The sequence below is a fragment of the Streptomyces sp. 549 genome, from assembly GCF_030124175.1.
Taxonomy (GTDB): domain Bacteria; phylum Actinomycetota; class Actinomycetes; order Streptomycetales; family Streptomycetaceae; genus Streptomyces.
This window is the reverse complement of the sequence record NZ_JASKMT010000040.1, coordinates 18,970-30,755: the sequence shown is the minus strand read 5'-3', so window position 1 is coordinate 30,755 and position 11,786 is coordinate 18,970. Positions and strand designations below refer to the sequence as shown.

Annotated in this window: 11 protein-coding genes and 1 pseudogene; 3 read left to right on the top strand and 9 right to left on the bottom strand. The window is 71.1% G+C overall.

All coding sequences use genetic code 11. The annotated features are described in order from the left end of the window. Positions 1 to 80 precede the first annotated feature (80 nt). From QNO07_RS26325 to ribA, 4 genes are all read right to left on the bottom strand, one after another. Positions 81 to 629 (bottom strand): PadR family transcriptional regulator, encoded by a 549-nt coding sequence (locus QNO07_RS26325; RefSeq protein WP_283995010.1) that lies wholly within the window; start codon positions 627 to 629, stop codon positions 81 to 83. Positions 630 to 787: 158 nt separating this feature from the next. Further along, positions 788 to 1,447 carry an ABC transporter permease gene (locus tag QNO07_RS26320; protein ID WP_283995009.1) on the bottom strand — a complete coding sequence of 220 codons (660 nt, stop codon included), beginning with the start codon at positions 1,445 to 1,447 and terminating at the stop codon, positions 788 to 790. Beyond that, a complete protein-coding gene (locus QNO07_RS26315; RefSeq protein ID WP_502961943.1) occupies positions 1,444 to 2,394 on the bottom strand; it encodes an ATP-binding cassette domain-containing protein in 951 nt (316 codons plus the stop codon). The genes QNO07_RS26320 and QNO07_RS26315 overlap by 4 nt, the downstream gene beginning before the upstream one ends. Before the next feature lie 934 nt (positions 2,395 to 3,328). Next, a complete protein-coding gene (gene ribA, locus QNO07_RS26310; RefSeq protein ID WP_283995008.1) occupies positions 3,329 to 3,982 on the bottom strand; it encodes a GTP cyclohydrolase II in 654 nt (217 codons plus the stop codon). Between the two features lie 177 nt (positions 3,983 to 4,159). Here ribA and QNO07_RS26305 point away from each other — a divergent pair, with 177 nt between their 5' ends. Both QNO07_RS26305 and QNO07_RS26300 read left to right on the top strand, forming a co-directional pair. After that, the gene (locus QNO07_RS26305) at positions 4,160 to 4,933 is read left to right on the top strand and encodes a creatininase family protein (RefSeq protein WP_283995007.1); all 774 of its coding nucleotides are present in this window, start codon (positions 4,160 to 4,162) and stop codon (positions 4,931 to 4,933) included. Then, positions 4,930 to 5,829 carry a RibD family protein gene (locus QNO07_RS26300; RefSeq protein ID WP_283995006.1) on the top strand — a complete coding sequence of 300 codons (900 nt, stop codon included), beginning with the start codon at positions 4,930 to 4,932 and terminating at the stop codon, positions 5,827 to 5,829. Before QNO07_RS26305 ends, QNO07_RS26300 begins: the two co-directional genes overlap by 4 nt. Positions 5,830 to 5,874: 45 nt before the next feature. Here the strand turns inward: QNO07_RS26300 and QNO07_RS26295 are convergent. The 5 genes and pseudogenes from QNO07_RS26295 to QNO07_RS26275 all read right to left on the bottom strand — a co-directional run. After that, positions 5,875 to 6,615: pseudogene (locus QNO07_RS26295) on the bottom strand (lysylphosphatidylglycerol synthase transmembrane domain-containing protein); the annotation flags it as partial. Between the two features lie 86 nt (positions 6,616 to 6,701). Next, positions 6,702 to 7,700, bottom strand: coding sequence for a methyltransferase domain-containing protein (locus tag QNO07_RS26290; protein WP_283995004.1), 999 nt, complete (start codon positions 7,698 to 7,700; stop codon positions 6,702 to 6,704). Continuing rightward, complete coding sequence (locus tag QNO07_RS26285; protein ID WP_283995014.1) at positions 7,697 to 8,806, bottom strand: glycosyltransferase family 4 protein; 1,110 nt, start codon at positions 8,804 to 8,806, stop codon at positions 7,697 to 7,699. Before QNO07_RS26285 ends, QNO07_RS26290 begins: the two co-directional genes overlap by 4 nt. Positions 8,807 to 8,879: 73 nt before the next feature. After that, a complete protein-coding gene (locus tag QNO07_RS26280) occupies positions 8,880 to 9,278 on the bottom strand; it encodes a 6-pyruvoyl trahydropterin synthase family protein (protein WP_283995012.1) in 399 nt (132 codons plus the stop codon). 121 nt (positions 9,279 to 9,399) lie between these two features. Continuing rightward, a complete protein-coding gene (locus QNO07_RS26275) occupies positions 9,400 to 10,380 on the bottom strand; it encodes a zinc-dependent alcohol dehydrogenase (RefSeq protein ID WP_283995003.1) in 981 nt (326 codons plus the stop codon). 143 nt (positions 10,381 to 10,523) lie between these two features. On the opposite strand from QNO07_RS26275, the gene QNO07_RS26270 reads away from it, so the two are divergent. Then, complete coding sequence (locus QNO07_RS26270; protein WP_283995001.1) at positions 10,524 to 11,729, top strand: RNA-guided endonuclease InsQ/TnpB family protein; 1,206 nt, start codon at positions 10,524 to 10,526, stop codon at positions 11,727 to 11,729. The last annotated feature ends 57 nt before the right edge of the window (positions 11,730 to 11,786 follow it).

Genomic DNA, 11,786 nt, shown 5'->3' with positions numbered 1-11,786 from the left:
CCCATCGTCACGATGCCGTGACCAGCACGGATCGTTGATCGACAAGACTTTGAAACCGCCCTGGGTCGACGAAAGTCGTACTACGGGGAGGGCCGGCCCGCGGCGGATTCCGGCGGGGATTCCAGCCGCTCCAGCAGACTGCGGGTCCAGGCCACCCCACAGTCCGCGGACTGCATCAGCATTCCGTACAGTTCGGCCAGCCTGCCCGAGTCCTCCGCCGCTTCCATCTGGTCCGCCAGGTCGGCCCGCTCCGCTTCCTGAGCCGACAGCCGCTCCCTGAGCAGTTCGGCGGCCTCGTCACGGGGGATCTCCGACAGCAGGGAGAGGGCCGCGGCCAGCAGGTCGGCGCGCGGGCCGGGCTTGCGGAGTGCGTCCCGGAGGAGGCGAACGAACTCCCGTTCACCTTGCTCGGTGACGCGGTAGTCCACCCGACCCGGCCACTCATCGATCTGGGCGGCGTGCATCAGGCCGTCCTTGGTGAGCTGACGGAGCGCATGGTAGATCGAGCCGGACTTGAGCTTCGCCCACTTCTGGGCCCCGATCGCGTCCAGTTCTCTGCTGACCAGATAGCCGTGGGCGATTCCGTGCCTGCGAACAGCTCCCAGGACCAGCAGTCGAGTCGCCGACATCGTTTCCCGCTCCGTCACCTTGGCTTCTGCGGCCCAAGAGTAGCGGCGGGGCAGTACAGGGGCCCAGCCGGCCCGCCAGGTGATCGAGGCGGGGCAACCGGGCCCTTCGGTGCGGACCACGTCCGGTGGGGAGGCTCCGGGGCGCGTCCGGGTTCAGCTCAGCGACTGAGCCTGCGGTACTGGCGTACCGACAGTGGGAAGAGCATCCCGTACAGCGAGGCCACGGTCTCCGGGTTGCGGACGACCAGGCCGATGTAGATGCCGACCCACAGCGCGGCGAGGCGCAGCAGGAGCAGCAGCCCGATCGCGGCCGCGGTCTCGGTGACCGAACCGTTCGACTTCCAGCCGACGATCATGGCGCACACCAGCAGGAAGGCCAGGTCGAGCGCTGAGTTCATGATGTCGGCCACGCTGCGGCCGGAGACCACGGCGGACGGTGCCATCGGCATCGACCGGAAGCGGTCGGTGACCCCCTTGCTCGCGTCGCTGTTGATGGCGCTCATCGTCTCGCCGATGCCCATCATCATGGTCATGGCGAACATGCCGGGCATCAGGAACTGCCGGTAGTCGCCGCCGCCCTCGACCGACATCGAGCTGCCGAAGACATAACCGAAGAGCAGCACCATGACACAGGGGTAGAGCAGCCCGGCGATAACGCGTCCCGGCTCGCGGACCCAGTGCGTCAGGTCCCGCTGGGTGATCGTCCAGGAGTCGGTGAGTGCCCATCTGAGTCGGGCGCGCCGGGTACGGGGGATCTCCGGCCGGACGATCGGGCGGAGCGATGCCCTCGCGGCCGCGTCCTTCGCTGTTGTCGTCACCGGTCCACCTCGGCCTTCCCGTTGTCACGGTCGCCCGTCAGGCGCATGAACACCTCGTCCAGAGTGGGTCTGCGCAGGGCGATGTCCTGGGCGGGGATTCCGTTGTCCTCCAGGGACCGGGCGATACGGGAGAGTGCGGTGACCCGGTCGCGCACCGACACGCTGACCCTGCGGCCCGCCACGTCGATCTCCGGTTCCGATTCGGCGGAGCGCCGGATCACCTCCGCCGCCGAGGTCAGCTGGGAGGTGTCGCGGATCACGGTGTCGATCCGGTCGCCGTCCACCTGGGACTTGAGCTCTTCCGGAGTGCCCTCCGTGATCTTCTTGCCGCGGTCCACCACGACGATGTTGTCGGCGAGCTGGTCGACCTCGTCCAGGTAGTGCGAGGTGAGCAGCACGGTGGTGCCGCCGCCCACCAGGGAGCGCACCACTTCCCACACCTCGGTCCGGTGGCGGGGATCAAGCCCTGTTGTCGGCTCGTCGAGGAAGAGCACCTGAGGTGCCATGATGAAGCTCGCCGCCAGGTCCAGCCTGCGGCGCATGCCGCCGGAGTAGGTCTTGGCGGGCTTGTCCGCGACCTCGGTGAGACTGAACTGCCCGAGGAGTTCGTCCGCGCGGGCGCGCGCGGACTCCCGGTCCAAGTGGTAGAGCCGCGAGAACATCATCAGGTTCTGGCGGCCCGTCAGTGCCTCGTCGACCGCGGAGGACTGACCGGTCAGCCCGATGCGATAGCGGACCTCGGGCGCATCGGCGAGGATGTCGAACCCCGCCGCGCTGGCCCGTCCGCCGTCCGGCCTCAGGAGGGAACAGAGGATGCGTACCGCCGTGGTCTTGCCCGCCCCGTTGGGGCCGAGCAGGCCGCACACCGTTCCCTCGGGGACCGTCAGGTCCAATCCGTCGAGCGCGACGAAGTCCCCGTACTCCTTCCGCAGTCCCTCGGCGACGATGGCGTTGCCCGTCGTCCGTGCGTCGATCCACCGATCGGACGCCCGCTCTCGGTCATGCGCGGTCCAGCTCAATGGCCGCCTCTCTGCTTCATGGCCCCACCCGTTGACCAAGTTTGGTTGACCAAGTTTGGCTATCGGTTCGACAGAGGAGACGGTAGGAGGGGTTACTCAAATTTGTCTATTGGGGGAGGTCGGACCTCTGATGGTCCGACAAACGGCCTGTCGGCGCCCCTACGGGCCTGTCCTGCCACTCCCACATGTCCCGCAGCGAACGTTCGAGCCCGATCTCCGGCTCCCAGCCCAGGACGCGGCGGGCGAGTCCGATGTCTGTCCGGGTCCAGTCGCCACCCTTGCTTGCTGCGGGCTGGGAGGTCTCGATCCGGCAGGAGGCGGCTCGGCCCGTACGCCTTCGGGGTCCCGGGTGCGTCGGTCGCCCCGCAGCCGAAGGCTTCGGCTGGTGAACGGTCCCGGCGGTGTGGCCCACTCGTGATCGAGGCGTCCTCGCATGTGGTGCCGTCGAGCGTGTGCTGCTCATCCGGATGCCCGTGACGTGGTCCTGGCGCGAGGTGTGAGCGGGTGCAGCAACACCACGGCGCTGATGCCGCAAGCGGGCAGGCGGGGAGGGTCGGGGCCTGCAGGGGGCAACCCTTTCGCCGGTCATTACCGGATCGGTACGCGAGCCGGCAGCTCTTTCCTCCGTTCGATATGGGGTGACCTACCGGCGACGTCGCGCCCTTCTCCCTCTCCGCGTCCTCCCCTGCGTAGTCCCGAGCCGGTCCTCGTCGTCGGTCCGACTCGGACTTCGACTATCGCCCCTCCGTGGTACGAGAGGAGAATGCTCTGCTTTCCAGGAAAAGCAGGCTCGGGAAACAGAATCGCCTTTACGTGTCCGGGTGTGGGGGCAGGGACTCTCCGCCCCTTTCCTGTAGAGCCGCTACCCCGCCGGCTTGGGGCAGGCGATGCCCACCTGGTCGAGATGTGGGAGCAGGTGGCCCATGCGTTCTCGCTTCGCGCGCAGGTAGAATATGTTCTCCTCGCGGGGCTGTGTGAGCAGCGGGACCTGTTCGGTGATCGCGATTCCGCGTTGCAGCAAGGCCTCCAGCTTGAGCGGGTTGTTCGACATCAGCCGGACCGACCGGACCCCGAGGTCGTGCAGCATGTCCGCGGCGACTCCGTAGTCGCGTGAGTCGACGGGCAGGCCGAGGGCGATGTTGGCCTCGACGGTGTCCATTCCCTCCGCCTGCAACTGCATCGCCTGGAGTTTGGCCAGCAGGCCGATACCCCGCCCCTCGTGCCCCCGGAGATAGACGAGGACGCCCCGTCCCTCGTCCACGATCGCCTGGAGTGCCGCGGACAGCTGGTCGCCGCACTCGCAGTGGCGTGACCCGAAGGCGTCACCTGTCAGGCACTCCGAATGCAACCGCGTGAGCACGTCCTCACCCGAGACGTCGCCGTACGTCAGGGCAATTTGTTCGTCACCGCGAATGCGGTCCAGGTAGCCGATGGCCTGGAAAACGCCGTATGTGGTGGAAAGCTGGATGGATGCCACGCGCTTGGCGCTGACGGCGCTCTCGGTGCGAGGTTCCACGGGGAGGTGCCTGTTGTCGAGTGTCACGGACGGGACCTTTCGGGTAGTCTCCGGGGTGGGAGTTCTCTCAGGTGACGAGAAGTCGGCCGGGCGGGTTGGTTATGTGTCTTCGGTGGAACTCGTCGGAGCTCGTCCCGCGCAATGTGAAAAGCGCCACGCAAGAAAAGGGTGGGGATTATGAGCGACCCGCAGGAAAGGCCGAGGGGAACCGGCCTGCTGCCCCTGGAATCCACCGGCGACGTGGGTGCGATGCGGCCGGCTGTCGCGGTCCTGCCGATCGGCAGTTTCGAGCAGCACGGCCCGTTCCTTCCTCTGACGACCGACACGTTGATCGCCTGCGCCATCGCACGGGAGATCGCTGCCGCTTATCCGGTCCTCCGGCTGCCGCCGCTGACGGTCTCCTGTTCGCACGAGCACTTCGCCTGGCCGGGGACGGTGAGCATCTCGGCCACGACCCTCGTCGCGGTGGTGCGGGACATCGCCGAATCCCTCCGGCGCTCCGGAATCCGGAGCCTGGTCCTGGTCAACGGGCACGGCGGGAACTACGTACTGCGGAACGTGGTCCAGGAGTCCGCCGGCACCGGCTTCCCGATGGCGCTCTTCCCCGGCTCCGCCGACTGGAGCACCGCCCGCGAACGCGCAGGTGTCGAGACCTCCTCCACCAGCGACATGCACGCGGGGGAGACGGAGACGTCGATTCTGCTGCGGGAGGACCCCGCCTGGGTACGTCCTGGACACATGGACTCCGATTTCCTCGCGGACGACCGGGAACATCTGCTCACTCTCGGCCTGCGCCCCTACACCGAGAGCGGTGTGGTCGGCCGGCCTTCCCTGGCGTCGGCGGCTAAGGGCGGGGAGCTGCTGGCCGCCCTCGTCGACTCCTTCGGCGCGTACTTCTCGCTGCTGACGGCGGAACGTTCCGCCACTCCGTCGGGGGAGGGCGCGCGGTGAGCGGGGCCTCTTCCGAGCGTCTGATCGATGCGCACGACGCCTGGCAGCGCCTGCTGGCCGTACGGACCGGGCCGGACGCCGCCGCGGCCGGGCTGCCCCGGGACGCGGGCGGGCGGTACGGGTGGTGGGACGGGGCCTCCGCGGAGGCAGCCCTGCTCGCCGAGCGGTACCTGCCGCTCTGCCTCGCGGGCCCGCGCTTCGCGTTCGCGCAACTCGGCCAGAGCCTCGACGGGTTCATCGCGACCCGGGAGGGCGACGCCGACTACGTCACCGGCCCCGAGGACCGCGAGCACCTCCACCGGCTGCGGGCGCTCTCCGACGCGGTGGTCGTCGGAGCGGGCACCGCAGTCGCGGACGACCCCCGACTGACGGTCCGCGCCTGCGCGGGCCCTGACCCGGTACGCGTGGTCATCGACCCGCACGGCCGGGTCCCGCTCGACCGGCAGGTGTTCACGGACGGCGCCGCGCCCACCCTGTGGGTGGTCGGCGAGCAGAACAGGGCCGCCGCGGACGGCCTGACCGCGAGCACGGTGGACGTGCTGGTCCTCCCGGACAAGGCCGCGTTCTCCCCCGGCCGCCTGCTGAGCGAACTCGCCGACCGGGGGCTCGGCCGGGTGCTGGTCGAGGGCGGCGGCGTGACCGTGTCCCGCTTCCTGCACGAGCAAGCCCTGGACCGGCTGTACGTCACCGTGGCGCCGGTGCTGATCGGTGACGGCGTGCGCGGTCTCGCCTTCGAAGGCCCCGCGATCATGCGGGACGCGCTCCGCCCGCCCGTTCGCCGCGCCTTCCTCGGCGAGGACACCCTCTTCGAGTTCGACCTGCGTGCGCCGGGAGCCGGCGAGCCACTGGACGACGAGGACGACGGCACCGGGCAGGGCCGCCGCGAAGACCAGTAGCCCGTAGGCCGCGGCAGTGCTCAGCCCCTGGGCGCTGCCCAGGCCGGCCGCCCCGAACGCCCAGGCGGTGACTCCCTCCCTGGGGCCCCAGCCGCCCACACTCAGCGGCAGCGTCATCGCGAGCAGTCCGAGCGTCATGAGCGGCAGCAACTGTGCGACCGGGGCCGTCGATCCGACCGCCCGGGCGGCGAGCAGGAACATCGCCAGGTGCCCGGCCAGCACGACGACGGACGAGAGCAGGACGCCGGGGCCGTAGCGCCGGCCGAGGAACACCTCTCTCACCTCGGCCGCGTAGCCGCGCACCGCACGCCCCACGCGCGAGGTGGCCGAACCGAGTCGCCCCCGGAGGCCGGCCACGGCCGCCAGGCCGACGGCCCCGGCGAGGGCCGCGGTCGTGGCGTTCGTCAGGGCGAAGTCCCGCAGCGCCTCGGCTGCCCGGCCCACCGGCGGCGACGGAAGCGCCACCAGCAGGACGCCGCCCACGCCGAGCAGCGCGACCTGGCCCGCCGCACGTTCGAGGACGACGCCGCGCACTCCCTTGTCCAGGGCGCCCACGCTCCTCCCGTGCCGCACGGCGCGGTGCACGTCACCGGCCACGCCGCCGGGCAGCACCGCGTTCAGGAACAGGGCGCGGTAGTAGGCGGCCACGGCCTGGCCGAGCGCCAGCCGGGTTTCCAGCACCCGCGCCACCAGGCACCAGCGCCAGGCGCTCAGCAGCGTCGTCAGCAGGCCGATGCCCAGGGCGACCAGGAGGGTGGCGGCGTCGACGCCGCGCAGCCCGTCCACGAACGCGCCGGTGCCCTGCCACCACAGCACCGTCGCGAACAGCGCCGCCCCGGCGAGCGGGCCGAGTTGGCGACGGCCCAGCCTGATCACGAGGCACCGCCCGTCGGTCCCGGTAGCGCCAGCAGGTCGTCGTGACCCACCGTCACGCTCAACTCGCCAACCTGGCAGGCCTCCAGGTGCCGTCGCAGGTAGGCGTCGGCGCGGGGGGCGAGGTCCGGCCGCTGCTCCCGCGCCGCGCCGACCCATCCCCGCAGCCACTCCTTCGCCAGCTGCCGCGACTGCTGTGCGTGCGACGAACTGTCCGCGCTGCCGGTCGTGTCGGCGCTACCGGTCGTGTCGGTGCCTCCGGTGCCTCCGGGCGGGCCAGGGGCCGCCGGGGCGTCCGGAACGCCGTCCACCGCGGTGGTCAGCTGCCAGGGGCTGGGGCGGGTGTGCACGCTCATGCCGCTGCGCGTGAAGGCTGCGGCGGCCACCGTGACCGCGTCGGGCCCGAGCAGGCGGCGGCCCCGTTCCGCGCGGCGCTGATGGGCGTTGAACGCCTCCATGATCTCCGTGTCCATCGGGTCCGCCGGCCGGAGTTCCACCCTTCCCGTCACCGACAGGGCCAGCAGCACCGGGCAGCCGGCCCCGGCACACGCCGTCGCCAGCTCGTCCAGCTCCTCCCGGGTGAACAGGTCCAGCAGCGCGGACGCCGTCACCAGCGAGGTGCCCGCGAGCCGCTCCGCCGTCAGCCGGGAGACGTCGCCGTGTTCCGTGGCGACCGTGACCGGGCTGCCGTCCGCGGCTGTCCGCGGCAGCTGTGCGGCGGCCAGTTCGAGCAGTTCGGGGTCGTGGTCGTGGAGAATCCAGTGCTGCGGGCCGCTCAGCCGGGGCGCAAGCCAGCGCCCCATGGAGCCGGTGCCGCATCCGAGGTCCCGGATCACCAGCGGAGTGGTGCGAGCGTCCCCACCTGCCGGAGGGACGTCCGTACCGTGCAGGTGCAGCCGCAGGGGTTCCAGCAGTTCGGACGCGCGGGCCGCCGCGTCCGCGGCCTCCCGCAACGCCAGCCACTGGGGTGCGTATCGGGTGACGTCGGGCGTGTTCACACGGTCTCCAAGAGGGGTTCCTGACGGAGCTGTTCCAGCGCTGCGGCCAGGCTCCGAGCTGTCGCGTCCCAACCGGGCAGTGCCGTCCGCCGCTGCCGCGCGGCAGCCTTCGCGCGGTGCCGTTCCGCGGGATCGGTGAGCCAGCGGTGCAGCGCGGCGGCGAGTGCCGTCGGGTCTTCCGGGGGCACGAGCGCGCCGGGCACGCCGCCGTCGGGCGCCTGGCCGACGGCTTCCGGCAACCCGCCCGCGGCCGTCGCCATGACGGGCACGCCGCGCGCGAGCGCCTCGGTGGCGACCATCCCGAACGTCTCGGCGCGTGAGGCGAGCACCAGCAGGTCGGCGGCCGCGTAGCTCGCCTCCAGGGCTGCGCCGGACCGAGGACCGGTGAGAGACACCCGGTCGGCCAGACCGTGCGCGGCGATCAGTTCCTCGACCCGGGCGACGTATCCCGGGTCGTGGTCCACGCCGCCCACAAGTTCGCAGGTCCACGGAAGGTCGGCTACCGCCCCCAGAGCCTCGACCAGGGTGTGCTGGGCCTTGCGCGGCGTCACGGAGGCGACACACAGCAGCCTGGGGCCGGAGGCGGGGCCGGTGGCGGAACTGGTGGCGGTGCCGGTCGTGGTGCCGGGCGCAAGCGGCGCGGCATCCGTTCCGGGGGCGGCGACACCGACCCGCCCCGGGACGAGCCCGTGGTGTTCCGTCAGCCGCCCCGCCGCCCACGCGCTGGTCGCCACCGTCGCAGCGGCGGACCGCAGCGTCCTGCGCTCCGCGGCGTCCAGTTCGGCCGCGACGGCGGGGGCGAGCCCGGTCTCGTCGCCCAGCGGCAGGTGCACCAGCACCGCCAGACGCAGCCGCGACGCCTCGGGGACGACGACCTCGGGGAGCCCGCACGCGACCAGCCCGTCCAGCAGGACCACGCCGCCGTCGGGCGTCTCGCGCAGCACGCGCGCCACCTCGGCCCGCGATCCGGCACCGGGACGCGGCCACTCGCCGTCCACCGCGTGCTCCCGGACCCGCCAGCCGAGGCGGGGCAGTTCGCGGCACACCCGGCGGTCGTAGACGTTGCCGCCGCTCGGCGCGGCCGGATCGTCCACGTTCCCCGGCATGACGAACCGGACGGTGCGCTCGGGTGCGCTGCCGGTGGTGTGGCCTTCCGGAGAGGCGCTCACGGGCCCGGCCTCACAGGTCCCGCTCGTAGCCGGCCCACGCGATGTGTGACTCGTGCAGGGTGACGGAGAGGCCGGTCAGTCCGCGCGCGCCCTCCCCGAGCGCCCCGGCGCCGATGCGGTCCGCGAGTCGGTCCGCCACCACCTTGGCCAGGTACTCCGTGGACGTGTTGACTCCGGCGAACTCCGGCAGCTCGTCCAGGTTCCGGTAGTTCAGCTCACCCACGATCCGGCCGAGTTCCGAGCCGGCGAGGCCGATGTCGACGACAAGGTTGTCGGAGTCCAGCTCGGGACGGCGGAACGTGGCGTCCACGAGGAACGTGGCTCCGTGCAGACGCTGTGCGGGGCCGAAGACCTCGCCCTGGAAGCTGTGGGCGATCATGAGATGCTCACGGACGGTGACGCTGAACAACGGTGGGACCTCCGGCTCGGACAACTCGGCCGCTGACACGCGGCCGCACACGACAGTACGGCCGGAGGGTGCCACTCGTTCAGAGGCACGGGGTCCGCGGACCGCGGTGACCGGCCCGGACTTACGGAGTGCCGTACACGACCCGGTGGCACAGGCCGGGAAGTTCACCGGAGGCGATCCGCGGCATCACCGACGGCAGTTCCTCGAAGGCGCACTCTCCCGTGACCAGGACGTCGAACACCGGATCGGCCAGCAGGTCCAGGGAGAGCGCCAGGCGGTCGGCGTAGCTGCGGCGCGAACGCCTGGCCTCCGCGACCCGTCCCACCTGGCTGCCGCGCAGCACGAGTCGCCCCGAGTGGAAGGCCTCACCCAGCGGCAGACTGACTCTCCGGTCGCCGTACCAGCTCAGCTCCAGCACCGTGCCCTCCGGCGCGAGCAGTTCCAAGGCGCGGGTCAGGCCGGCCTCGGTGGCGCTGGCGTGGATGGCGAGGTCGCAGCCGCCGAGCGCCTCCTCCGGCAGGGCGAAGTCGACCCCCAGCGCCGCAGCCAGGGAGGCCCGTTCGGGGTTCGCATCGATCAGCTGGACCCGCAGCCCGGGGTACTGGGCCAGAAGCGCGGCCACCGAGCCGCCGATCATGCCGGCACCGATGACGGCGATCCGGTCGCCCAGCAGCGGTGCGACGTCCCACAGCGCGTTCACGGCGGTCTCCACCGTGCCCGCCAGCACGGCGCGTTCGGCGGGCACCGAGTCAGGGACCGGAGTGACGCTGCTCGCCGGGACGACGTACCGGCTCTGGTGCGGATGGAGGCAGAACACCGTCCGGCCCAGCAGGTCCGCCGGGCCCTCCTCGACCACGCCGACGCTGAGATAGCCGTACTTGACCGGCCCGGGGAACTCCCCTTCCTGGAAGGGTGCCCGCATCGCGGCGTACTGGCTCTGCGGTACCCCGCCCCGGAACACCAGGCTCTCCGTGCCGCGGCTCACCCCTGAGAAGAGGCCGCGCACCATCACGTCGCCCTCGGAGGGGGCCCCGAGAGGCACGTCCCGGATGCTGCCCCGACCCGGACCATCGACCCAGAAGGCGCGTGCGACGGGCTTCACCTCCTTTCTCCCAGGATGCCCCGCCTTTCAGGGCGGGGAGGAATGGGTCCTTGGGGTGGAGCCGCGAAGCGGCGGAGTTCGTTGCGCATCTGGTCTGACCTGTACTCTCTTCCGTTGTCAGTGGGGGCTGTTAGGTTCCGATCATGACGGCGACAGCGGCGGTAGCCGACGGGGCCGGGCGCGCCCGGTACACGTACCGGCTGCGTGTGTCGTCCACAGCTCTGGCTCGTCTGGAAGGCGAATGGGCGCGGTGCCGTTGGGTGTGGAACGAGTGCGTGGCGGTGTCGCGCAAGGTTCACAGTTGGAACAAGGCCGGCGGCGAGAGGATCACGTGTGGACCGGCGCAGCTGGACAAGATGCTGACCGAGGCCCGGCGGTCGATGTGCTGGCTGCGGGAAGGGTCCAGTGTTCCGCAGCAGCAGGTCATCCGGGACTTCGCGAAGTCCCGCGCGAAGGCGCTGGGGGACGTGAAGGCCAGGCTGTCGATGCGGCAGCGGGCCGGGATGCCCCGCATGAAGCGGAAGCGTGAGGCCGAGCCGTCGCTGAACTACACGCAGCGTGGATTTCGTCTGCGTGACGGGCGCCTGCACCTGGCGGGCGGCATCGTCTTGACAGTGGTGTGGTCGCGGGATCTTCCCGCAGGTCCTTCGTCCGTGCGGGTGTACCGCGACAGCCTCGGGCACTGGCACGCCTCCTTCGTCGTCGCCACCGAGGCCGAGCCGCTCCCCGAGACGGGGGCGGTGATCGGGGTGGACTGGGGCGTGAAGGAGACCGCCACCACCACCAGCGACGCCCACGACCTCCCGCACGCCGAGCACGGGAAGACGGCCGCGCAGCGCCTGGCCCGCTACCAGCGGATGATGGCCCGGCGCCGGACCCCGAAGAACCGGCCCGACACCGCCGGCTACCGCAAGGCCCGCAAGGCCGCGGCGAAGGTGTCGAAGAAGATCGCCCGCCAGCGGCAGGACACCGGCCGCAAGTGGGCCAAGACAGTGGTCCGCGACTTCGACCAGCTCGCCGTCGAGGACTTCCGGCCCAGGTTCCTCGCGAAGTCGACCATGGCCCGCAAAGCCGCGGACGCTGCGATCTCGGCGACGAAGAAAGCGCTGGTCGAGATGGGCCGCAAGCACGGCCGGACCGTGCACCTGGTACACCCTGCGCACACCACCATGGACTGCGCACACTGCGGAGCGAGAGCCAAGCACGCACTGCCCCTCTCTGAACGTACATATACGTGCACCGCGTGCGGAGCGGCGTCCCCACGGGACAAGAACTCCGCCCGCGTGATGCTCATCCGGGCTGGTCTCAACCCGGCTAGTACTGATCTTGTAAGCCCTGTCACCTGCTAGGTGTCAGGCGAAGTGAGCTAGGAATCCCCTCCCCTTCAGGGAGGGGAGGTTTCAACT

Excerpts from the sequence above, each read along its gene's own strand:
- QNO07_RS26325 (WP_283995010.1), bottom strand. The coding sequence starts at position 629 with ATGTCGGCGACTCGACTGCTGGTCCTGGGAGCTGTTCGCAGGCACGGA.
- QNO07_RS26305 (WP_283995007.1), top strand. The coding sequence starts at position 4,160 with ATGAGCGACCCGCAGGAAAGGCCGAGGGGAACCGGCCTGCTGCCCCTG.
- QNO07_RS26285 (WP_283995014.1), bottom strand. The coding sequence starts at position 8,806 with ATGCCGGGGAACGTGGACGATCCGGCCGCGCCGAGCGGCGGCAACGTC.
- QNO07_RS26270 (WP_283995001.1), top strand. The coding sequence starts at position 10,524 with ATGACGGCGACAGCGGCGGTAGCCGACGGGGCCGGGCGCGCCCGGTAC.